This is a genomic window from Ruegeria meonggei, assembly GCF_042768335.1.
Lineage (GTDB): Bacteria > Pseudomonadota > Alphaproteobacteria > Rhodobacterales > Rhodobacteraceae > Ruegeria > Ruegeria meonggei.
Genome location: NZ_JAXHBT010000001.1, coordinates 1067660 through 1088630, shown reverse-complemented (window position 1 = coordinate 1088630; position 20971 = coordinate 1067660). Strand labels below are relative to the sequence as shown.

Sequence of the window (20971 nt, the reverse complement as noted above, 5' to 3'; positions counted from 1 at the left end):
CACAAGAACAAGATGCTGAATTGCATCAGGGAGGCCGGATAGATGGCTGATTTAAAGACAAACTTTCTGGGAATCGAAAGCCCGAACCCGTATTGGCTGGCCTCTGCGCCGCCGACCGACAAGGAATACAACGTCCGCCGTGCCTTCGAGGCCGGATGGGGCGGTGTGGTCTGGAAAACGCTGGGATCCGAAGGCCCACCGGTCGTCAATGTGAACGGCCCTCGCTATGGTGCGATTTATGGGGCTGACCGCCGTTTGCTGGGGCTGAACAATATCGAATTGATTACCGATCGCCCGCTTGAGGTGAACCTCGAAGAAATGGCGCGGGTCAAGGCCGACTATCCGGATCGCGCCTTGATCGCATCGATCATGGTGCCTTGCGAGGAAGAGGCCTGGAAAGCCATTCTGCCCCGCGTTGAAGAGACGGGCGCGGACGGGATTGAGCTGAACTTCGGTTGCCCCCACGGGATGAGCGAACGGGGAATGGGATCCGCTGTTGGGCAGGTGCCGGAATACATCGAGATGGTCACCCGTTGGTGTAAAAAGTATTACGACCGACCGGTCATTGTGAAACTGACGCCGAACATCACAGATGTCCGCAAACCGGCGGCTGCGGCGCGCAATGGCGGTGCGGATGCTGTGTCGCTGATCAACACAATCAACTCGATCACCAACGTCAATCTGGACACGTTCAGCCCGGAACCATCGATCGACGGCAAGGGCAGCCATGGTGGATATTGCGGTCCGGCGGTGAAGCCGATCGCATTGTCCATGGTGTCTGAAATTGCCCGTGCCGAGGCCACGCATGGTATGCCGATCTCTGGGATTGGCGGCGTGACCACATGGCGCGATGCGGCCGAGTTCATGGCGTTGGGATGTGGTAACGTTCAGGTCTGCACGGCGGCAATGACGTATGGGTTCAAAATCATCGACGAACTGACTGCGGGTCTGTCCAAATGGATGGACGAAAAAGGGTTCAAGGACGTGTCCGAGGTCGTGGGCCTTGCTGTTCCGAATGTGACCGACTGGCAGTATCTGAACCTGAACTACGTGGCCAAGGCCAAGATTGATCAGGACCAGTGTATCAAATGCGGCCGCTGCTATGCCGCGTGTGAAGATACCAGCCACCAGGCGATTTCCATATCCGAGGACCGAGTGTTTGAGGTCATGGATGATGAATGCGTCGCCTGTAACCTGTGCGTGGATGTCTGCCCGGTCGACGGGTGTATCTCGATGGAACCGATGTCAGCCGGAGAGGTCGATCCGCGTACTGGGTTGGAGGTTCAGCCTGACTATGCCAACTGGACGACGCATCCGAACAATCCGATGGCAAAAGCAGCCGAGTAGATCGATTGACAAAATGCACGAGGGGGCCGGTCAGCGGCCCTCTTTTTTATGGCGCAAGCAGCTTGCGATAGAGCGTATCGACAAACGGTTCAGCGCCTTCAAACGGGTCTTCATCGCCCAGAATGGCACGAACCTGGACATCAAAATCTGCGTAGTGCTGCGTCAGGGCCCAGATCGAGAAGATCAGGTGATAAGGGTGCAGCCGGGCGATTTTGCCCCGATCCATCCAGCCTGTCAGAATGGTAGTTTTTTCATCCACCAGCGCCTTTAGGTCTTTGGACAACGCGTCGTGGATGCGCGGTGCGCCCTGAACCAGTTCGTTGGCAAACAGGCGGCTTTCACGCGGCAATTCCCGGCTCATCTGAAGTTTGCGCCGAATATAGCTTAGGATTTCTTCCATCGGGTCCCCGTCTGCGTCAAGGTCATGCAATGGGGCCAGCCATGTTTCAAGAAGACCGGACAGCAGCGCGGTATGGATCGCCTCTTTCGAGGGGAAGTAGTACAACAGATTGGGTTTGCTCAGCCCGGCTTCGGCAGCGATCTGGTCCACCGTTGCGCCGCGAAATCCATGGGCAGAGAACACGTTCAGGGCGGCCTCGAGAATGGCGGCCCGATTCTTTTTCTGAATTCTGGTTGGCGCGCGATCTTTGGGCATGTTTTGTCGATGTCTCTTTTTCCGGCAAGCAGGCGCTGTTTAGGTCAAAAAATCCGTCGGCGTCCTGCAAATTCTTGACTGATCTCGAACCCGTGATAGCGTGAGTTTGACCAGATGGTCAAATCAAGACACCAATAGCGAGCCAAATCGCAAGCAACAGGGAAGAATAAGATGGCAGCTCCGGCGCAGAACCTCATGATCAACGGCGACAGGTTGTGGGACAGCCTGATGGAGATGGCCAAGATCGGCCCTGGCGTTGCGGGTGGCAACAACCGCCAGACCCTGACGGATGAGGATGCCGCGGGGCGCGCGCTGTTTCAAAACTGGTGCGAAGAGGCTGGTTGTTCCATGGGGCTGGACCAGATGGGCAACATGTTCGCCCGCCGCGAAGGCACCGACCCTGAGGCGCTGCCGGTCTATGTAGGTTCGCATCTGGATACGCAGCCAACCGGCGGTAAGTATGACGGTGTTCTTGGCGTGTTGGGCGGTTTGGAAATCATCCGCACGCTGAACGATCTGGGTATTAAGACCAGGCATCCGATTGTCGCGACCAACTGGACCAATGAAGAGGGCACGCGGTACGCCCCGGCGATGCTGTCTTCGGGCGTGTTTGCCGGGATGCATACGCAAGACTGGGCTTATGATCGCGAAGACGCCGAGGGCAAGAAGTTTGGTGCCGAACTGGAGCGCATTGGCTGGCGCGGCAAGGAAGAAGTTGGCACCCGTAAGATGCACGCGTTCTTTGAGCTGCACATCGAACAAGGCCCAATCCTTGAAGCCGAAGGCAAGGATATTGGCGTTGTTACCCACGGTCAGGGCCTGAGCTGGACGCAAATCACTGTGACCGGCAAGGACGCACATACCGGATCGACTCCGATGCCGATGCGCAAGAATGCCGGTCTGGCAATGGCGCGTATTCTTGAGAAAGTGGATGAGATCGCGTGGTCCCACGCGCCCCATGCTGTGGGGGCTGCAGGGCATATTGATGTGTTCCCGAATTCGCGCAACGTGATACCGGGCAAGGTGGTGTTTACGGTCGATCTCCGCTCGCCCAATTTGGCGGTGATTACGGATATGGAGAACCGTTTGCGTGTGGCCGCCGAGGATATCGTGGACGAAATGGGCCTGCAAATCGAATTCGAGAAAGTTGGTGGATTTGATCCGGTGGAATTCGACGCTGGCTGTGTGGCCGCTGTGCGCGACGCAGCCGAGCGCTTGGGGTATTCCCATACGGACATCATCTCGGGCGCGGGTCATGATGCCTGTTGGATCAACCGCGTGGCGCCGACCGCAATGGTGATGTGCCCCTGTGTGGATGGGTTGAGCCATAATGAGGCCGAAGACATTAGCAAGGAATGGGCTGCGGCCGGGGCTGACGTACTGTTTCATGCGGTCGTTGAGACGGCTGAGATCGTAGAATAGGGGGCGCTGCCCCGTCGCCTGATGGGCGACTCCCCCGGGATATTTTTAGCCAGATGAAGCGAGCGGCGCAGACCGCATGAGGGAGTTTAACATGAGCACTGTTATCAAGAACGGAACCGTCGTTACTGCAGATTTGTCTTACAAGGCAGATGTCATGGTTGAAGGTGGCGTTATCACCGAAATCGGGCTGGACCTGAAAGGCGACAAAGAGCTGGACGCGACCGGGTGTTATGTGATGCCGGGCGGAATCGATCCGCATACGCATCTGGAGATGCCTTTCATGGGCACCTATTCCAGCGATGACTTTGAGAGCGGAACACGGGCAGCCTTGGCCGGGGGCACCACGATGGTGGTGGATTTTGCCTTGCCCAATCCAGGGGAAAGCCTGTTGGACGCGCTGAAGCGCTGGGACAACAAATCGACACGCGCGAATTGTGACTACTCGTTCCACATGGCCGTGACCTGGTGGGGTGAGCAGGTGTTCGATGACATCAAGACGGTGATCGAGACGCGCGGGATCAACACGTTCAAGCACTTCATGGCCTATAAGGGCGCGTTGATGGTCAATGATGACGAGCTGTATTCCAGCTTTCATCGGCTGGCCGAACTGGGTGGCATCGCCATGGTACATGCCGAAAACGGTGACGTGGTCGCCGAACTGTCTGCCAAGCTGCTGGCCGAAGGCAATACCGGGCCTGAGGCGCATGCCTATTCCCGCCCGCCACAGGTCGAGGGTGAGGCCACCAACCGCGCGATCATGATCGCCGATATGGCAGGCGTACCGCTTTATGTGGTGCATACCTCTTGCGAGGAAAGCCACGAAGCGATCCGGAGGGCGCGGATGCAGGGCAAGCGCGTTTGGGGTGAGCCTTTGATCCAGCATCTGACCTTGGACGAGAGCGAATATTTCCACCAGGATTGGGACCACGCCGCGCGTCGTGTGATGAGCCCTCCGTTTCGGAACAAGCAACATCAGGACAGTCTGTGGAACGGATTGCATTCCGGAACGCTGAGCGTTGTGGCCACCGATCATTGCGCCTTTACGACTGATCAGAAACGTTTTGGGGTCGGGGATTTCACCAAGATTCCCAACGGGACCGGCGGGTTGGAGGACCGGATGCCAATGCTGTGGACCCATGGTGTGAATACCGGTCGTCTTACTCCGAATGAGTTTGTGGCTGTGACGTCAACAAACATCGCCAAGATATTGAACTGCTATCCGAAAAAAGGTGCGATTCTTGTTGGTGCTGATGCGGACATCGTCGTCTGGGATCCCGAAAAGTCCAAGACGATCCGCGCAGAAACACAGCAATCCTCGATTGACTACAACGTGTTTGAAGGCAAAGAGGTTAAAGGCCTGCCGCGCTTTACCCTGACACGCGGTCAGGTTGCTGTGCATGACGGAGAAGTCCGCACGCAGGAAGGACATGGTGATTTTGTTGCCCGTGAACCCAACGGTCACGTCAACAAAGCACTAAGCACCTGGAAAGAGCTGACCGCGCCGCGGCCGATTGAGCGGACGGGTATTCCGGCGACGGGGGTTTGAGTGCCGATCATTTGGAGTGTTCTGGGCTACTTGGCAGCTGTATTTGTTGCGTCTCTTGTATTTTGGGGATGGCAAATGGGTGTTTTCACTGAGACAGGGGGTGACCAATTTGTCTGGGTATCAATTGCGGCCTCGACGTTGCCGCTTGCGATTGCGGCCACTGTGATTCCGGCTTTTGGAGTGCGGCTCTGTGCGGTGATTATGCACCAATTTAATCCTGCTATTGCTGGGATCGGAGGAGCAATCACCAGCGTGGCTGTGTACCTATGGCTCTTTTCAGAAGACATGACTACCCGACCTCTGGTGGATGTAATGCAGGAATTGGTGGTCTTCACGGCTGTGGGGGCGATTGCGGGGCTGATATGGTTCTGGGTTGAAAATTTGGGGACGACTAAAGAATGACGAATGGCAAGGCGGTGATAGAAGCCAATGGGCTAAACCTCACCTTCCAAACAAACGACGGCCCGATCCACGCGCTCAGGGATGTGAGCCTTTCGATCAATAAGGGCGAGTTCGTAAGTTTCATTGGCCCCTCGGGCTGTGGTAAAACCACCTTCCTTCGCTGTATCGCGGCGCTTGAAGCCCCGACCGGAGGGACGCTCACCGTCAACGGCATGACCCCGGATGAGGCACGGCAGAATCGGGCCTATGGGTATGTGTTTCAGGCGGCGGGACTGTACCCGTGGCGCACCATTGCCAAGAACATCAAGCTGCCGCTTGAAATTATGGGGTATTCCGCGAAAGAGCAGGAGGACCGGGTCAGGAACGTGCTTGAACTTGTTGATCTGGAAGGGTTTGGCGGCAAGTTCCCCTGGCAGTTGTCCGGTGGGATGCAGCAGCGCGCCAGCATCGCGCGGGCTTTGGCCTTTGATGCGGATATCCTTCTGATGGATGAACCGTTCGGGGCGCTGGACGAGATTGTACGCGATCATCTGAACGAGCAGCTGCTGGCGCTGTGGGCGCGGACCGAAAAAACTATCGGGTTCGTAACCCATTCGATTCCCGAGGCCGTCTATCTCAGCACAAAGATCGTGGTGATGAGCCCGCGACCGGGGCGGATCACGGATGTGATCGACAGCCCTTTGCCAAAGGAGCGTCCACTGGATATCCGAGATACGCCAGAGTTCATCGAAGTGGCCCATCGCGTGCGCGAGGGCCTGCGGGCGGGGCATTCTGATGAGGAGTGAAGGGATCAGAGCTATTTGGGCTGTCCTTACCGTTGTTGGCGTCATTCTTCTGTTCTGGTACGCCGCGAGTGTGCCAATGAACATCAAGGGTGTACTGACCGAATTTGAACGGGCAGGGCAGCAGGTTGATCCACCCAAGGCGGTTGATCGGCGCGACATGAGCGAGTTTGAGCTGGTTATCGACAACCCCTACGCCATCGATGAGACTTGGGAGCAAGAACGACCACGTTTGCCCGCTCCGCATCAGGTGGCAGAAGAGTTGTGGGAAACAACAGTCGAAAAGAAAATCACCTCGAAAAGGTCATTGATCTATCATTCCTGGGTGACACTCAGCGCCACTATGCTGGGCTTTGCCATCGGAACGGGGTTGGGCATTCTACTAGCCGTCGGGATAGTGCACAGCCGTGTGATGGATCTGTCAGTCATGCCCTGGGCCATCGTCAGCCAGACCATTCCGATTATTGCGCTGGCACCGATGATCATCGTGGTGCTGTATTCGATTGGTATTCAAGGGATCATTCCCAAGGCGGTGATCTCGGCCTATCTGAGTTTCTTCCCGGTCGTGGTTGGCATGGTGAAAGGTCTGCGTAGCCCGGATGCGATGCAACTGGACTTATTGCGCACCTATAGTGCGAGCAGCTCACAAGGGTTCTGGAAACTTCGCTTGCCCGCGTCGATGCCCTATCTGTTCACCTCTCTGAAAATTGGTATCGCGGCCTCACTGGTCGGGGCGATTGTAGGTGAGTTGCCAACCGGCGCGGTGGCAGGGCTGGGCGCGCGATTGCTGGCGGGCAGCTATTATGGTCAGACGGTTCAGATCTGGTCCGCTCTGTTTGCAGCGGCTATTCTGGCGGCCTGTCTTGTGGGCTTGCTGGGGATGGTTGAACGTTCGGTCCTGAAACGGATGGGGATGGCGCAATGATCTTAGTTCTGTGTGCCGTCCTTCTTTGGCTGTTTGGCTGGTGGTTGAACAGCCGACTGGCGAGCGGGCCACAAGCCAACAGCCGATTGGTGCGGTTTCTGGCACCGCTGATCTTTGGTCTGACCATCATCGGAATATGGGAGCTGTTGGTGCGTGGGCTGAATGTGCCACTGGTCATCCTGCCTGCACCGTCGGTTATCGCAGTGCGTTTCGCGGGCAGCCTGCCTATCCTTTGGGTGGATTTTGTCCAGACGATCATCAAAGGCGCGCTGAGCGGGTACATCATTGGCTGCTTTTCTGCATTCCTGATGGCGATTGCCGTGGATCGCTGGGACTTTCTGCGTCTGGGGCTGTTGCCGGTTGGGAACTTTGTCGCGGCTTTACCGATTGTGGGCACGGCCCCCATTTTGGTGATGTGGTTCGGGTTTGACTGGCATTCGAAAGCCGCTGTGGTGGTGGTGATGGTCTTCTTCCCAATGCTGGTGAACACGGTTGCAGGGTTAAGAGAAGCAACCGTCATGCAGCGTGACTTGATGGAAACTTATGCAGCGACCTATTGGCAGAGCTTTCTAAAGCTGCGCTTGCCCGCCGCGATGCCATTTGTGTTCAACGGGTTGAAGATTTCCACCACCCTGGCGCTGATCGGCGCTATCGTGGCCGAGTTCTTTGGCTCGCCAACCCTGGGCATGGGCTTTCGGATATCAACCAGCGTCGGGCAATTGTCGCTGGATATGGTCTGGGCCGAGATTGTTGTGGCTGCTTTGGCCGGCACGGCGTTTTATGGTCTGGTGGCGATGATCGAAAAAGCGGTGACCTTCTGGCATCCGTCGCAACGTGGATAAAAACTTTTCAACAGACCCCGAAAACGGGGCTTTAACAGCAACTAGGAGATATGAAGATGAATAAGCTACTCAGCGGTGCGGTCGCCGCCTTTAGCCTTGCAGCCAGTGCGGCGCTTGCAGCAGATGAGGTGACACTGCAGTTGAAATGGGTCACGCAGGCGCAGTTCGCAGGCTATTACGTGGCCAAGGACAAAGGGTTTTACGAAGAAGAGGGGCTGGATGTGACGATCCTGCCCGGCGGTCCCGATATTGCGCCCACGCAGGTGATTGCAGGGGGCGGTGCCGATGTGACCGTTGAATGGATGCCGGCGGCTCTGGCTGCGCGCGAAAAGGGCTTGCCGTTGGTCAATATTGCGCAGCCGTTCAAAAGTTCGGGTATGATGCTGACCTGCTGGAAGGATGCCGGGATTTCCTCGCCCGATGACCTCAAGAACCGCACGCTGGGTGTCTGGTTCTTTGGCAACGAATTTCCCTTCATGAGCTGGATGAGTTAAGCTGGGAATCGACACCGCCGGCAAAGGCGAAAGCGGGGTCGAAGTTCTGAAACAGGGCTTCAACGTCGATCCGCTGCTACAGCGTCAGGCTGATTGTATCAGCACGATGACCTACAATGAATACTGGCAGGTCATCGACGCGGGTGTCAGCCCGGATGAGCTGGTGACATTCAAATACGAAGACCAGGGCGTCGCCACGTTGGAAGACGGCCTGTACGTTCTGGAGGAAAACCTGAGCGATGCGGCGTTCGTCGACAAGATGGAGCGTTTTGTGCGTGCTTCGATGAAAGGCTGGAAATTCGCCGAAGAAAACCCGGATGAGGCGGCTGATATAGTGCTTGAAAATGACGCAACTGGTGCCCAGACCGAAGAGCACCAGAAACGCATGATGGGTGAGATCGCCAAGCTGACTGCGGGATCAAACGGCGCGCTGGACCCGGCAGATTTCGACCGGACTGTGGGCACGCTACTGGCCGGAGGCTCTGACCCGGTGATCACCAAGCAGCCTGATGGTGCTTGGACCCATCAGATCACGGATGCTGCACTGAACTAAACCCACTTCCATCGGTGTCCATATGCGCGGTCCCAAACGGGGCCGCGTTTCTTGTTTGGGGTGTCGGATTTGTGTCTGTACTTGGGGCATAAATGCCTTAGAATTACGCTGTAAATTAACGCATTTCATTCGAAATGTCCGCAGGTCAGAAAATAATGCAGGGTTTTGCATCAGAATTCAGTCAGGCTATTGCGTTGATCATTCGCGGCAACTCAGAGCTGTGGGCGATTGTGGTGCTGTCCCTGCAGGTGTCCATCATTGCCGTTCTGATTTCCGCCCTGATCGGGATGCCCGTTGGGGCCGCTTTGGCAGTTGCGCGCTTTCCCGGACGGCGTGTGTTGATCGTGCTGATGAACGCGTTGATGGGGTTTCCGCCGGTTGTCGTGGGTCTGCTGGTGTATTTGACGCTGTCGCGATCCGGACCATTGGGTGTGCTCGAGCTACTCTATACGCCGACCGCGATGATCATCGCTCAGGTGGTTCTGGTAACACCTATTGTTGCTGCGCTGACCCGGCAGGTGGTTGAGATGCTGGCCGAGGAGTATTCGGAACAGTTGCGCTCGTTGGGTGTTTCGCGACTGGCCTCCGTACCGGTGTTGCTATGGGATGCGCGGATTGCGCTGGTCACTGCATTGTTAGCTGGGTTTGGCCGTGCGATTGCCGAAGTGGGTGCGGTCATCATCGTCGGTGGCAATATCAACCACGTTACGCGCGTAATGACGACAACCATTGCGCTGGAAACGTCCAAGGGTAACCTTGCACTGGCTTTGGCCTTGGGCGCGATCCTGATCGGCATCGCCGTGGCTGTGAATGCCATGGTCAGCGCACTCAGCCTGCGGGCTGAAGAGGAAGGGTTGCGCCATGCGTGACCTGATTTCTGAGATGGCAGGCTGTTTGTCCGTTGATGGGCTTCAGATTACCCGCAAGGGCAAGGCCTTGCTGAATGTGCCACACCTTTCATTGGACGGGCCCGGGCCGACCCTGATCCTGGGGCCCAATGGGGCTGGCAAAAGCCTGCTTCTGCGATGCCTGCACGGGTTGATCGTGCCAGAGCGGGGGCAGGTCAGGCAGGATGGTGCCCTCTTGAATGCTGACCACAAAGCCCGTCAGGGGATGGTGTTTCAACGACCCGTGCTGCTTCGGCGCTCGGTTGCGGCTAACCTGGACTTTGTTCTGAAACGGCAGGGTCTGACGCGCACGGGGCGCAAGTCCCGGATCGAGGAACTGCTGGCTGAAGGCGGTCTAGAGGGGAAGGCCCGGCAATCAGCCCGCTCTTTGTCAGGCGGTGAAGCACAGAGACTGGCTATTCTGCGCGCTCTGGCGTTGAACCCCGAGACCCTGTTTCTGGACGAGCCGACCAGCGCGCTTGACCCCAGTGCCACGCAAATGATCGAGCGGATGGTTCAACGCGCCTCAGCCCGTGGTGTCCGCATTGTCATGGTCACACACGATATCGGCCAGGCTCGGCGGTTGGCGACGGATGTCGTGATGATGCAGGGCGGTCATGTGGTGGAACACGGGGTGGCCCAGCAGGTTTTGGACACCCCGAAAAGCCTCGCCTCGCGCCGGTATTTGGCGGGCGGTCTCGTTACTTAATTGATTGTGGAGAGTGGAATGATCCGGAATTTCGTTCGGGTAAATCTGGTTGCACTTGGCCTTTTGGTAGGCCCAGCAACGGCAGAAGAACCTTTTATTGTGGTGCAGTCCACGACATCGACACAGAATTCAGGCCTGCTGGACTACATTCTGCCGGGGTTCGAGGCAGAGACGGGGATCGACGTGCGTGTGGTTGCCGTCGGAACAGGGCAGGCAATCCGGAATGCGGTGAACGGCGATGGCGATGTCCTGCTGGTGCATTCCAAACAAGCCGAGGATCAGTTCGTGGCGGATGGCTGGGGCGTTGAACGGTTCGATGTGATGTATAACGACTTTGTCCTCGTTGGACCAAAATCGGACCCCGCCAAAGTGAAAGGAAGCACCGATATCGTTGCCGCCCTGACTGCGGTATCGGATACCCAAACTCCTTTCGTATCACGCGGGGATGATAGTGGGACACATAAGGCTGAGATGCAGCATTGGCAGGCGACAGGCATCGATCCAACCGGCGCGTCTGGTGAATGGTATCGCGAGACCGGATCGGGTATGGGAGCCACGTTAAATGTAGCCAGCGGCATGGACGCCTATGTGTTGACGGACCGGGCGACGTGGTTGTCCTTTGGAAACCGGGGCAATCTTGAAGTTCTGGTTGAAGGCGATCCACGCCTGTTCAATCAATATGGCGTGATCCTGGTAAGCCCCAAGAAACATCCGGGCGTGCGTTCAGCGGCGGGTCAGCGGTTCATCGACTGGCTGACAGGACCAAATGGCCAGACGGCAATCGAGTCTTATAAGCTGGATGGTCAGCAGCTGTTCTTTCCGAATGCCAAATAGTCAGCCGCTGGCGCCGTTGTGATGAATCGTCCCTAATCCCGCCAGGTCGTATCCGCCAAACTCGGCCGCGCGGGTGGTGAAACGCTCGGATTGCAGAAAGCTGAGCAGTTTGAGCATCGGATCGTCGAAATAGGCGCGGCGCCAGATGGCCAGATCCAGGCGCTCGGAATGGGTTGGGGCAAAGCCTAGGTTATACAGCCCGGCAAGGGCACCTAATCCGAATCCGGCTTCCGCCTTGCTGTCGTGCAGGGCGATGGCCAGTTCCTCTTCGGTGCGGGCGCAGGTGGGCAGGGTGTCCAGATCGTCGCGTGTCAGGCCATGGGCCTCAAGCTGGGCATCGAACAGCCGCTGACTGGCGGCGCTGTTCTGGCGTAGGATGACCTTGCGCCCCTTGAGGTCGGCAAACCCTTTCAACCCAGTCACGCCGGGGGCCAAAAGTAGCCCACGTTGGCGCAGCGCAATTTCAAACAGAACCACCGGTGCCTCTCCCAGGGTGGTGCGTAGGGTCTGAGTGTTGAAACCGCCGTCTTCGTGGATGTGCAGTGCTGCAGCCTGCGCGCGGCGATCCGTCAGACGGTTCAGCCCGTCAAACGAGCCGTCGTAATAGGTCGCCAGCCCTGATCCGCTTTCGCGCAGAGCCCAATCCAGCAACGGATCATGACTGCCCGCCACGATCGGCGGCAAAGGCGGTTCCGAGACCTGCGGGCCGGACCGCGAGGCGTTAAGCCAGGCGATGACTTCGGCTCGTGGGAACAGCAGCTTGCCCATGGCGCGGACGCAGGGAACCTCGCCGGATGAGGCCAGATCATAGGCCTTGCGCTCACCAATGCGCAGCAGGTCGGCCAGTTCCTTAGTTGTCAGGTATTCGGTCATTCAGTCGAGGCGCACAGCCGAACCGGAGCCCGCATCCGCAGAGCTGAACCCGATCTGTTGCAGCGCAAATGGTGCGGCGGCTGTAATAACGACCATTGCGGCAGCAGCGGCAAGAAAGGCTTTCATATGTTCCTCCGGCTCAGGTCTATGGGCTCGTAGAGCGGCGCAGAAAGGCGACCAGATCGTCGCGGTCCTGGGCTTGCGTGATCCGCTGCATTGGCATCTTAGACCCTGGAATGTAGTGGTCGGGCCCCTCGTCGAAAAGGGCATTTATCGTTTCGTCATTCCAAATGATATCAGAGTCTTGCAGCGTGTCCGAGTAGAAATATCCCGGCAGTGTACCGGCCTGACGTCCGAACACGCCGTGCAAGGTTGGGCCTGCGCGTCGCTGACCATCAGGTGTCAGGCTATGGCAGATTGAGCATTTTCGGGCAAACTGGCGTTCTCCGTTGCTCATCTCATCGGGGTTTTTCAGGAAACTAGGCTCGGCCGTAGCCATCTGTTCGTGATCGCCGAGGGCGGCAACTGGCCAACTGTACATGGCCTCGTCGATACCGCCCGCATGGATGTTCTGGCCGTCTGCGGAAAAAGCCAACGCCCAGACCGGGCCGCGCAGCGTTGCGCGGAAATCCTGCACGATACGCCACTCTTCCGTGTCGATGACCATGATGAACCCTTCGCCATCCCCAACCGCCAAAAGGCCCCGATCCGGGCTGAGCGCCAGCGCCAGAATTGGACGGCGGTCAAGAGTGAAGTCACGCTCTTCGCCAGTGGTCAAGTCACGGACACGCGTGACCCCGTCCACTGCGCCATAGGCAATCCAGTTGTCCTGAGTGTTCAACACCAGCTCGTTGATGCCAAACCCATGTTCCACCACACGCTGCATTTCCTGACCGGTGGACACGTCCCACAGCCGCAAAGCGCCGTCCATGCCGGCGGAGTAAAGCAGTGTTCCATCCGAGGAAAACGCAACCGTGTTAACGCCACTGCTGATGGGCCCCAGCATTTGAGGCGTAAAGTCATCCACCGGCCACAGGCCGATAGTGCCGTCCCAACTGGCTGTGGCAACATGTGTCTTCGAGGCGGCAAGCCCAACGATTTTACCTTTGTGCTTGCCCACAATTGCGCCGCTAGGCCAGCGGCGCAGGGTAAAGTCATCGCCTGCGGAATAGATCGCCGTGCCATTAAATGCGACGCTGTTGACGGCAGCTTCGTGGCCTTCCAGCCATTGAGGAGTTTGGTCTGACCACAGGCCAACCGAATTGTCGAAACTGGCCGTGGCGATCCGACCGTCAGGTGCAGTGGCGATCCCCATGATCGGCCCTCCGTGGCCCTTGAGCGTAAAGAACTCAGCCAGGGCGGGGAGGGGGATCAGCGCCAGTGCAACGACCAGCCCGCGCATTTATTCGGCAGGTGAGGCCGCCGTCTTTCCGGCCTCTTTGTCCTGAACTTCAGCAAGCCACAGCGAGTGATGCTCGCGCGCCCATTGTTCTTCAACCTCGCCGGTGCCCATCGCGTCGAACGCTCCTTCCATTCCGACAGACCCCAGATAGATATGAGCGATGATGATGGCAATGAACACATAGGCGACCATGACGTGCCACACTTGAGCATATTGCATCTCTTCCTGCGGTGACATTTGCACCGGCAGGTTCAGGTCGAACATCTGCGGAATACCAGTTGAATTCACGATCGAGAAAGTTTTGGCAAACAACGGCATTTCAAATGGGAACAGCAGTGACAGGCCAGACAAGCTGATGGATACGCCCAGAAGAATACAGGCCCAAAAGATAACCTTTTGCCCTGCATTGAATTTCTTGGCGGGTGGGTGGCTGCCTTTGGTAAACAACCCGCCTCCGGCCGCGAGCCATTTCAGGTCAGTGCGGTTGGGGATGTTATGGGCGATCCAGTTCACGGTAACGATGACCAGGCCCAGCATGAACGACCAGGCCAGATTGTTGTGCAACCATTTGCACCCCCGGGCGATGACGGCAAAGCCTTCTTTTCCAAAGAGCGGTATCAGAAAGTCACGCCCATACAGGGTCAGCAGGCCCGTCAGGCCAAGAACAAGAAAAGATCCCGCAAAAAGCCAATGGCCGAAGCGTTCGAAACTGTTGAACCGGGTCACGGTTCGACCTGTTATTTCACCATCGATGCGGATTTTCCCTCGGAGCAGGAAGAACAGAACAATGACGGCCAGCATCCCGGCAATGATGTAAGTTCCATATTCACGCAGTGGCCCGGTTCGAAAATTCAGCCACCACATGCCGCCGTCTTGTATCAAAACGCTGGCGGCCGGTCCTTTGGACGACACTGTGACATCCGCAGACCCATACCTTAACGCACGATAGACATCACTGTCCGAGGTGACACCGCGCGTGCCAAATTGCCCCATCAGGCCCTCGACATTGCCTTGCCCGGTGTTCTCTGAACGATAACTGTTGTCAACCTTTTCTCCGCGTTGGCGGGCCAGGATATCTTCCAATGTTGTGGCCCCGCCCGTTGTTGCCCGGTCTGGCGTGCCCTGGACGTCAGAACTGTCCTGTGCCCATGCAAACCCGGTAAGGAACATCGAGATCAGCAGATACTGGATCAGGCGCATCGGGGTACTCTCCTGTGCAAACTTGGATTAGCGGGAAAAACCGCCGATTTGCGGATGAAAAACCGCTCCAACAGGGGTCAGGGCGGCGCGCAGGTCGTCTTTAGCAGGTCCGTAGACATCAAGCTGAACGGGTGTCAGCAGCGCCAGGAAACGATCCGCAAAGTTCTCACCAAAGTTCTGCATGTGGATCATCGCATCTTCGGAACTGGCATATCGTTCATAGATTTGAACACGTGCATCGCTTAGGTGCCATTCATAGTTTTTGGCACCGGACTCTTGCTGTGTGGCTGCAACCATTTCATGCATAAGCGCCTCGAACTCGGGTTTATTATCCAGGTTCAAGTCAAGCTTCAGAACCCAATGGACATCGTTTGTCATGTTCGCTCCGTTGCGGTCAGATTATGTGGTGGTGCTTTACATGCATCATGACAGCCCCGCACGCGAAATGCGGGACTGTTGGTCTTGAAGGCCTGTTCAGCCGTCCTTCTGGTCGTAGGCTGTGCCCCAACCCCAGGCACCCGAACCAAATCCGCGCGCCACAACGCGTTCACGGTAGATGGCCGAGACCACGTCGCCGTCGCCAGCGAGCAGGGCCTTGGTGGAACACATCTCGGCGCAGATGGGCAGCTTGCCCTCGGCGATCCGGTTGCGACCATATTTGGCGAACTCTGCGGTCGAGTGGGTTTCCTCGGGGCCGCCGGCGCAGAAGGTACACTTGTCCATCTTGCCACGTGACCCGAAGTTGCCCGCCTGCGGGTATTGCGGCGCGCCAAACGGGCACGCGTAAAAGCAATAGCCACAGCCAATGCACAGGTCCTTGGAATGCAGGACGACCCCTTCTTCGTTCTGATAGAAGCAGTCAACCGGGCACACCGCCATACAGGGCGCATCCGAGCAATGCATACAGGCAACCGATATCGAGCGTTCGCCCGGGTCGCCGTCATTGATCGTCACCACCCTGCGGCGGTTGATGCCCCAAGGCACCTCGTGCTCGTTCTTACACGCGGTTACGCAGGCGTTGCATTCGATGCAGCGTTCAGCGTCGCAGAGAAACTTTGCTCTAGCCATTTATCGTCCTCCTTACGCTGCCGAGATCTTGCAGAGAGTACATTTTGTCTCCTGCATCTGGGTCACTGAATCATAGCCATAGGTCTGGGCGGTGTTGGAACTTTCACCCAGCACATAGGGATCCGCTCCAGCGGGGTATTTGTGCCGCTGGTCTTCACCCTGGAAATGGCCGCCAAAGTGGAACGGCATAAAGGCCACGCCGGCACCAACTCTGTTGGTCAGCATCGCCATCACCTTGACCTTGCCGCCCTCAGGACCTTCGACCCAGACCTGTGATCCGTCACGAATACCAAGGTTGTTGGCATCGCGCGGATTGATCTCGACGAACATGTCCTGCTGCAGCTCGGCCAGCCACGGGTTGGACCGTGTCTCATCACCGCCGCCTTCATATTCGACCAGACGACCAGACGTCAGGATTATTGGATAATCCTTTGAAAAGTCGTTCTTCTGGATCGAGGCATACAAGGTCGGCAGGCGATAGGCCTGGCGGTCCTCATAGGTTGGATAGTCCTCCACCAGATCGCGGCGTGGCGTATACAACGGCTCACGATGCAGCGGCACCGGATCCGGGAAGGTCCAGACGACCGTGCGGGCCTTGGCGTTCCCGAAGGGCGCACAGCCATGCGCTATCGCGACCCTCTGGATGCCGCCCGAAAGGTCGGTTTTCCAGTTGGTCTTGGGCCCCGCAACGGCGTCAATCGCGGCACGTTCTTCAGCCGTCAGATCGCCGTCCCAGCCGAGGTCCATCAGCATTTGCATCGTAAACTCAGGATACCCATCCTGAATCTCTGATCCAACACTATAGACCCCTTCGGCCAGCAGGTTGTCGCCATCGCGTTCCACGCCGAAACGGGCGCGGAAGGTCAGGCCGCCTTCGGCCACCGGTTTGGACATGTCATAGAGGTTTGGTGTCCCCGTATGACCCATCTCAGCCGTTCCCCAGCAAGGCCAGGGCAGGCCGTAGTATTCGCCGTCGTTTGGTCCACCAATGGCTTGCAGCGTGGTTCTGTCGAACGTGTGCTGGTTGGCCATATGGCTTTTCAGACGTTCCGGCGATTGACCTGTATAGCCGATAGTCCACAGACCCGAATTGAACTCACGCGTGATGCTTTCGACATTCGGGGTTTCGGCGTCTTCCATTTCGATATTGCGGAAGAACCGATCCGCCCAGCCGAACTTGTTGGCGAACTTGGCCATGATGACCTCGTCCGGCAGGCTTTCGAACAGCGGATCAACCACCTTGTCACGCCACTGCAGCGACCGGTTCGAGGCCGTGACCGAGCCGCGGGTTTCGAACTGAGTACAGGCCGGCAACAGATAAACGCCATCGGTGCGGTCATGCAGAACGGCTGAAACAGTGGGATACGGGTCGATCACGACCAGCATGTCCAGCTTTTCCATTGCCGTTTTCATTTCCGTCATACGCGTTTGCGAGTTAGGCGCGTGGCCCCATAGAACCATGGCGCGGACGTTGTTGTCCTGGTCCATGTTCGCCGGATCTTCCAATACACCGTCGATCCAACGGGACACCGGAATGCCGCGCTCGTTCTGCAGCGGTTTGTCCTTGCCTTCCTTGTCCTTGATCGAGGCGAACTGACCGGCCAGCCATTCGGGTTCTTCTCCCCAAACGCGCGCCCAGTGGCCCCAAGCCCCTTTCGACAAGCCGTAGTAGCCGGGCAGGGTGTGGGACAGAACACCAAGGTCCGTTGCACCTTGCACGTTGTCATGGCCACGGAAGATGTTGGTGCCACCCCCCGAGGTGCCCATGTTGCCAAGCGCCAACTGTAGCACGCAATAGGCGCGGGTGTTGTTGTTGCCGTTGGTGTGCTGTGTGCCACCCATGCACCAGATCACCGTGCCAGGACGGTTGTTGGCCATGGTACGCGCGACCCGACGCAGTTGCGATCCGGGTGTCCCAGTGACGCGTTCGACCTCATCCGGGTTCCATTTGGCAACCTCTTCGCGGATCTGGTCCATACCCCAGACACGGGTGCGGATGAACTCTTTGTCCTCCCAGCCGTTGTCGAAGATGTGCCACAGAATGCCCCAGATCAAAGCAACGTCGGTGCCGGGACGGAAGCGGACATATTCATCAGCATGGGCTGCGGTGCGCGTAAAGCGCGGGTCACACACGATCAGCGGGGCGTTGTTCTGCTCTTTCGCGCGCAGAACGTGCAGCAGTGACACGGGATGCGCCTCGGCCGGGTTGCCGCCGATGATGAAGATGGCCCGGGAATTGTGGATGTCATTGTACGAATTTGTCATGGCGCCGTAGCCCCATGTATTCGCAACACCCGCAACGGTGGTCGAGTGGCAGATACGGGCCTGGTGGTCCACGTTATTCGTGCCCCAGTAGGCGGCGAACTTGCGGAACAGATAAGCCTGTTCGTTGTTATGTTTCGCGGAACCCAACCAGTACACACTGTCCGGTCCGGATTCTTCGCGGATGTTCATCATGCCGTCGCCGATCTCGTTGATCGCCTCTTCCCAGCTGATGCGTTTCCACTCGCCGCCTTCCTTTTTCATCGGATACTTCAGGCGACGCTCGCCATGGGCGTGCTCGCGAACCGAGGCCCCCTTGGCGCAATGGGCACCCAGGTTGAACGGGCTGTCCCAGCCGGGTTCCTGCCCGACCCAGACGCCGTTCTGCACTTCGGCGACGACCGTACAGCCGACCGAACAGTGGGTGCATACGGATTTGACGTTCTCAACAGCCTGGTTGGCCGCAGTCTGGGCACTGGCTTGCGTCACGGTTCCACCCGTAGCGCTGATCGCGGCCAATCCGCCGATCGTCAGGCCCGATCCACGCAGGAATGCGCGGCGATCGACGGTTTTCTCGCCGACCTGGGACAGGATACTTGTCCGCTGGGGGCGTCTCGCAACCCCGTTGGTCTTTTTCCTAAGCATTGTTTTCCTCCCTTGCTGGCCATGTGAGCCATGGCTGGCTTGGTACTTGTGGTGCCGACGTCAGGGCCAATCGCAACCGTCAGTCGGGTGTGAAAACGTCCGGTCCTAGAACCGGGTGCTTTCAAAATATGCGCGCGTGTGCGCGGTATCCTGAATGCGGGTGTCGTCCGTTGGCAGCTCGGCTGCTTCGGCTTGACCGCTCAGGCTGGCGGCGGCGACAGCAGCAGGTGCTGCGGTTCCGGCCAGTTTCAGGAAATCACGGCGCGTGGCGCCATCTTCCTTTGTCTTACTCATGGGATTCTCCTTTCCCAATTGCGATCTAGCGCCGTTTGGGGCGCTGGCGAGTGGCGGGCTATACCGCCGTCATTCGGAACGCTTCGCGCTCGATCTCCATGAACACCCGACCGGCGGTGCCGATCGACGCGTAGAGAACCGAGTTTTCAGCGGCTTCCAAATCCGAATAGAAATGCGCGGCCCAGGGGCCGATATGTTTGTTCCAAAAGGCCTTCTGGTCTTCCAGCAGCGCGGGCGCACCAAAGCGGCCCACGATCATGCCTGCCATCATCTCCATCAATGAGGCGATGTTATCTTCGGGTTCAAACACGTTTTGTGCACGGGTGATGCCCCGCACTGCCATGTCGTTGCGCAGCTGCGCCAAGGGTTTTTCGTTCAGGAAACCTGTCAGGTAAAAGCTGGCGTAGGGCAGCAACTCACCCCGGCCCAGACCGATGAACAGCGCGTTGAATTCGCGTTCCGCGGCGGCCGGTTTGGTGACCTTGGCCACCCGTGCCATCGCCCGAATGGCCTGACCCAGATCGGTTTCATCCCCGGACAGACCTGCTACCTGATTCAACAACATCTGATCCGGCGGGGCCGATAGTAGCAGCCCGATAAAGTTATAGAAATCCGCGCGCAGGCGATCCTCGGCCGGGACATCCATGTTTTGCGCGTTGCTAGCGGTCATAGGGTCATCCTTCGAATTCAAACTTCATGCGGCGCGGGGCAGGAGGCAAATAATCCTCTTCTGCATCCTCAGCCTGCGCTATCACGACCGGTTCCGGTTCCGGTTCCGGTTCTTCGGCGATCTTGGGCGGTGCGTCAGCCTCGGGTTCTGGCGTTTCAGCTTCTACTTCGGGCGCGGCATCCTCGGCCTCGGCAGCAGCGGCCAGAGCTTCTACGTGGGCCAACATTCCCTTGCCGACCTGATAGGCCGTCTGGATGTTCTCGATCACACAGGAAGCGTCGGTGTAGTCTTCGCCGTAATCAACCAGCCCGTCCACATTGGCCAGCACCGGGTTCAACCGCCACAAGCGCCGCAGCGCTCGGCGCCGCAGACGGTCGGGTACGGCCTTCGCCATAAAGCTGGATACGTCATCACCGGATTGCAGGTGATCGGGGTCGGGCAGATCGAATTCCGCCAATATCTCAGCGTCGCTTTTTTCGTTCAATGCAGCCTGTTGCGCTGCAATGGCCTGTTCCTCGGTTGCAAGGTCTTCAGCTTCGGTCTCGGCCTCAACGGCGGCCTTGCGGCGGGACCAGAAATCGCGGGCTTCGCTCATTGCACGATCCTCCGCGGGGCGCGGTAAACGTCCGAGTCCTGACGGATGCGGGCGTCGCCCTTGCCATCCTCGACCAGGTCTGTCCGTTTCTTGTCGCGGCGACGCTTGACGAACACCTCGTCGCGATGATGCTCCAATGCAAAATCGCGTACCCAGGCAATCAACCCTTCGGTCATGGGTATTTTCTCGACGATCTCTTCGCCGGTATCCGCGTAATCCTGCCCTTCGAACGGCGAGGCTGTGACCAGCACTGCATCCATTGGTTGGCTGCCATCCAGCGCGTCCCGCAGAACAAGGTAGATTGAGGGTTGCCCGTCAGACAGGTTGACCATGTAGGCTTCGGATTCATCCGCCCAAAGGGTCAGGGGCAGGGTGGCCGCGTGATACTCGACAGCCTCGCCTTCACGGCGCATCTCCAGCCAGGCAGCGGGTCTGGCACCCGGCAGCACAGCAACGGCGCGCCAGTTCCATTTCGCCCAGCGGGTTACACCGGGTGTTTTGCGCACGACGACGCCGATTGGCATTTCAATCTGGCTGGCGGCCTTGGCCACATAGTCCTCCCCG

The 20971-nt window shown here is 58.0% G+C and carries 22 protein-coding genes and 1 pseudogene; 11 read left to right on the top strand and 12 right to left on the bottom strand.

Annotated elements, in window-relative coordinates:
* The first annotated feature begins 42 nt into the window (after positions 1 to 42).
* Positions 43 to 1347, top strand: a complete 1305-nt coding sequence (preA, locus tag SJY13_RS05380) for an NAD-dependent dihydropyrimidine dehydrogenase subunit PreA (protein WP_377188608.1) — start codon at positions 43 to 45, stop codon at positions 1345 to 1347.
* Positions 1348 to 1393: 46 nt separating this feature from the next.
* Here the strand turns inward: preA and SJY13_RS05375 are convergent, their stop codons facing one another.
* Positions 1394 to 2002 (bottom strand): TetR family transcriptional regulator C-terminal domain-containing protein, encoded by a 609-nt coding sequence (locus tag SJY13_RS05375; RefSeq protein WP_377188605.1) that lies wholly within the window; start codon positions 2000 to 2002, stop codon positions 1394 to 1396.
* Between the two features lie 171 nt (positions 2003 to 2173).
* Here SJY13_RS05375 and SJY13_RS05370 point away from each other — a divergent pair, with 171 nt between their 5' ends.
* From SJY13_RS05370 to SJY13_RS05325, 10 genes and pseudogenes are all read left to right on the top strand, one after another.
* Complete coding sequence (locus SJY13_RS05370) at positions 2174 to 3424, top strand: Zn-dependent hydrolase (protein ID WP_377188602.1); 1251 nt, start codon at positions 2174 to 2176, stop codon at positions 3422 to 3424.
* A 91-nt stretch (positions 3425 to 3515) separates the two neighbouring features.
* The gene (gene hydA, locus SJY13_RS05365) at positions 3516 to 4970 is read left to right on the top strand and encodes a dihydropyrimidinase (protein WP_377188599.1); all 1455 of its coding nucleotides are present in this window, start codon (positions 3516 to 3518) and stop codon (positions 4968 to 4970) included.
* Positions 4971 to 5372, top strand: a complete 402-nt coding sequence (locus tag SJY13_RS05360) for a hypothetical protein (RefSeq protein ID WP_377188596.1) — start codon at positions 4971 to 4973, stop codon at positions 5370 to 5372.
* Positions 5369 to 6157, top strand: a complete 789-nt coding sequence (locus SJY13_RS05355) for an ABC transporter ATP-binding protein (protein ID WP_377188593.1) — start codon at positions 5369 to 5371, stop codon at positions 6155 to 6157. The genes SJY13_RS05360 and SJY13_RS05355 overlap by 4 nt, the downstream gene beginning before the upstream one ends.
* The gene (locus SJY13_RS05350; protein WP_377188590.1) at positions 6147 to 7079 is read left to right on the top strand and encodes an ABC transporter permease; all 933 of its coding nucleotides are present in this window, start codon (positions 6147 to 6149) and stop codon (positions 7077 to 7079) included. Before SJY13_RS05355 ends, SJY13_RS05350 begins: the two co-directional genes overlap by 11 nt.
* A complete protein-coding gene (locus SJY13_RS05345) occupies positions 7076 to 7921 on the top strand; it encodes an ABC transporter permease (RefSeq protein ID WP_377188587.1) in 846 nt (281 codons plus the stop codon). The genes SJY13_RS05350 and SJY13_RS05345 overlap by 4 nt, the downstream gene beginning before the upstream one ends.
* A 56-nt stretch (positions 7922 to 7977) precedes the next feature.
* Positions 7978 to 8968, top strand: a pseudogene (locus SJY13_RS05340) (ABC transporter substrate-binding protein).
* Positions 8969 to 9123: 155 nt separating this feature from the next.
* Entirely contained in the window at positions 9124 to 9837 is a 714-nt protein-coding gene (locus SJY13_RS05335; RefSeq protein WP_377188584.1) for an ABC transporter permease, read from the top strand.
* Positions 9830 to 10564, top strand: a complete 735-nt coding sequence (locus SJY13_RS05330; RefSeq protein WP_377188581.1) for an ATP-binding cassette domain-containing protein — start codon at positions 9830 to 9832, stop codon at positions 10562 to 10564. Before SJY13_RS05335 ends, SJY13_RS05330 begins: the two co-directional genes overlap by 8 nt.
* A gap of 18 nt (positions 10565 to 10582) precedes the next feature.
* Entirely contained in the window at positions 10583 to 11398 is an 816-nt protein-coding gene (locus SJY13_RS05325) for a substrate-binding domain-containing protein (RefSeq protein ID WP_377188578.1), read from the top strand.
* Here SJY13_RS05325 and SJY13_RS05320 read toward each other — a convergent pair whose 3' ends face one another.
* From SJY13_RS05320 to SJY13_RS05270, 11 genes are all read right to left on the bottom strand, one after another.
* Positions 11399 to 12271 (bottom strand): substrate-binding domain-containing protein, encoded by an 873-nt coding sequence (locus SJY13_RS05320; RefSeq protein ID WP_377188575.1) that lies wholly within the window; start codon positions 12269 to 12271, stop codon positions 11399 to 11401. It abuts the gene before it with no gap.
* Positions 12272 to 12397 carry a hypothetical protein gene (locus tag SJY13_RS05315; RefSeq protein ID WP_377188572.1) on the bottom strand — a complete coding sequence of 42 codons (126 nt, stop codon included), beginning with the start codon at positions 12395 to 12397 and terminating at the stop codon, positions 12272 to 12274.
* 19 nt (positions 12398 to 12416) lie between these two features.
* Positions 12417 to 13673, bottom strand: a complete 1257-nt coding sequence (locus SJY13_RS05310; protein ID WP_377188569.1) for a c-type cytochrome — start codon at positions 13671 to 13673, stop codon at positions 12417 to 12419.
* Positions 13674 to 14873: a formate dehydrogenase subunit gamma gene (locus SJY13_RS05305; protein WP_377188566.1), complete on the bottom strand. Its 1200-nt coding sequence runs from the start codon at positions 14871 to 14873 to the stop codon at positions 13674 to 13676.
* A gap of 27 nt (positions 14874 to 14900) precedes the next feature.
* The gene (locus SJY13_RS05300) at positions 14901 to 15251 is read right to left on the bottom strand and encodes a putative quinol monooxygenase (RefSeq protein ID WP_377188563.1); all 351 of its coding nucleotides are present in this window, start codon (positions 15249 to 15251) and stop codon (positions 14901 to 14903) included.
* 96 nt (positions 15252 to 15347) lie between these two features.
* On the bottom strand, positions 15348 to 15941 hold the full coding sequence (fdh3B, locus tag SJY13_RS05295; RefSeq protein ID WP_085821701.1) for a formate dehydrogenase FDH3 subunit beta: 594 nt from the start codon (positions 15939 to 15941) through the stop codon (positions 15348 to 15350).
* Positions 15942 to 15953: 12 nt separating this feature from the next.
* Entirely contained in the window at positions 15954 to 18848 is a 2895-nt protein-coding gene (locus SJY13_RS05290) for a formate dehydrogenase subunit alpha (RefSeq protein ID WP_085821700.1), read from the bottom strand.
* A gap of 105 nt (positions 18849 to 18953) precedes the next feature.
* The gene (locus SJY13_RS05285) at positions 18954 to 19142 is read right to left on the bottom strand and encodes a ubiquinol-cytochrome c reductase iron-sulfur subunit N-terminal domain-containing protein (protein ID WP_377188558.1); all 189 of its coding nucleotides are present in this window, start codon (positions 19140 to 19142) and stop codon (positions 18954 to 18956) included.
* A gap of 58 nt (positions 19143 to 19200) precedes the next feature.
* Entirely contained in the window at positions 19201 to 19812 is a 612-nt protein-coding gene (locus SJY13_RS05280) for a TorD/DmsD family molecular chaperone (RefSeq protein ID WP_377188555.1), read from the bottom strand.
* A 4-nt stretch (positions 19813 to 19816) separates the two neighbouring features.
* A complete protein-coding gene (locus SJY13_RS05275) occupies positions 19817 to 20407 on the bottom strand; it encodes a DUF3306 domain-containing protein (RefSeq protein WP_377188552.1) in 591 nt (196 codons plus the stop codon).
* The gene (locus tag SJY13_RS05270; protein WP_377193573.1) at positions 20404 to 20958 is read right to left on the bottom strand and encodes a DUF3305 domain-containing protein; all 555 of its coding nucleotides are present in this window, start codon (positions 20956 to 20958) and stop codon (positions 20404 to 20406) included. Before SJY13_RS05270 ends, SJY13_RS05275 begins: the two co-directional genes overlap by 4 nt.
* Between the last annotated feature and the right edge of the window lie 13 nt (positions 20959 to 20971).

Bases quoted from the DNA above. Each gene is read 5' to 3' on its own strand.
- SJY13_RS05370 (WP_377188602.1), top strand. From the start codon at position 2,174: ATGGCAGCTCCGGCGCAGAACCTCATGATCAACGGCGACAGGTTGTGG.
- SJY13_RS05280 (WP_377188555.1), bottom strand. From the start codon at position 19,812: ATGACCGCTAGCAACGCGCAAAACATGGATGTCCCGGCCGAGGATCGC.
- SJY13_RS05330 (WP_377188581.1), top strand. From the start codon at position 9,830: ATGCGTGACCTGATTTCTGAGATGGCAGGCTGTTTGTCCGTTGATGGG.
- SJY13_RS05320 (WP_377188575.1), bottom strand. From the start codon at position 12,271: ATGACCGAATACCTGACAACTAAGGAACTGGCCGACCTGCTGCGCATT.
- SJY13_RS05335 (WP_377188584.1), top strand. From the start codon at position 9,124: ATGCAGGGTTTTGCATCAGAATTCAGTCAGGCTATTGCGTTGATCATT.
- SJY13_RS05375 (WP_377188605.1), bottom strand. From the start codon at position 2,002: ATGCCCAAAGATCGCGCGCCAACCAGAATTCAGAAAAAGAATCGGGCC.
- SJY13_RS05345 (WP_377188587.1), top strand. From the start codon at position 7,076: ATGATCTTAGTTCTGTGTGCCGTCCTTCTTTGGCTGTTTGGCTGGTGG.
- SJY13_RS05355 (WP_377188593.1), top strand. From the start codon at position 5,369: ATGACGAATGGCAAGGCGGTGATAGAAGCCAATGGGCTAAACCTCACC.
- preA (WP_377188608.1), top strand. From the start codon at position 43: ATGGCTGATTTAAAGACAAACTTTCTGGGAATCGAAAGCCCGAACCCG.
- SJY13_RS05290 (WP_085821700.1), bottom strand. From the start codon at position 18,848: ATGCTTAGGAAAAAGACCAACGGGGTTGCGAGACGCCCCCAGCGGACA.
- SJY13_RS05350 (WP_377188590.1), top strand. From the start codon at position 6,147: ATGAGGAGTGAAGGGATCAGAGCTATTTGGGCTGTCCTTACCGTTGTT.
- SJY13_RS05285 (WP_377188558.1), bottom strand. From the start codon at position 19,142: ATGAGTAAGACAAAGGAAGATGGCGCCACGCGCCGTGATTTCCTGAAA.
- SJY13_RS05300 (WP_377188563.1), bottom strand. From the start codon at position 15,251: ATGACAAACGATGTCCATTGGGTTCTGAAGCTTGACTTGAACCTGGAT.
- fdh3B (WP_085821701.1), bottom strand. From the start codon at position 15,941: ATGGCTAGAGCAAAGTTTCTCTGCGACGCTGAACGCTGCATCGAATGC.
- SJY13_RS05310 (WP_377188569.1), bottom strand. From the start codon at position 13,673: ATGCGCGGGCTGGTCGTTGCACTGGCGCTGATCCCCCTCCCCGCCCTG.
- SJY13_RS05305 (WP_377188566.1), bottom strand. From the start codon at position 14,873: ATGCGCCTGATCCAGTATCTGCTGATCTCGATGTTCCTTACCGGGTTT.
- SJY13_RS05275 (WP_377188552.1), bottom strand. From the start codon at position 20,407: ATGAGCGAAGCCCGCGATTTCTGGTCCCGCCGCAAGGCCGCCGTTGAG.
- SJY13_RS05315 (WP_377188572.1), bottom strand. From the start codon at position 12,397: ATGAAAGCCTTTCTTGCCGCTGCTGCCGCAATGGTCGTTATTACAGCC.
- hydA (WP_377188599.1), top strand. From the start codon at position 3,516: ATGAGCACTGTTATCAAGAACGGAACCGTCGTTACTGCAGATTTGTCT.
- SJY13_RS05325 (WP_377188578.1), top strand. From the start codon at position 10,583: ATGATCCGGAATTTCGTTCGGGTAAATCTGGTTGCACTTGGCCTTTTG.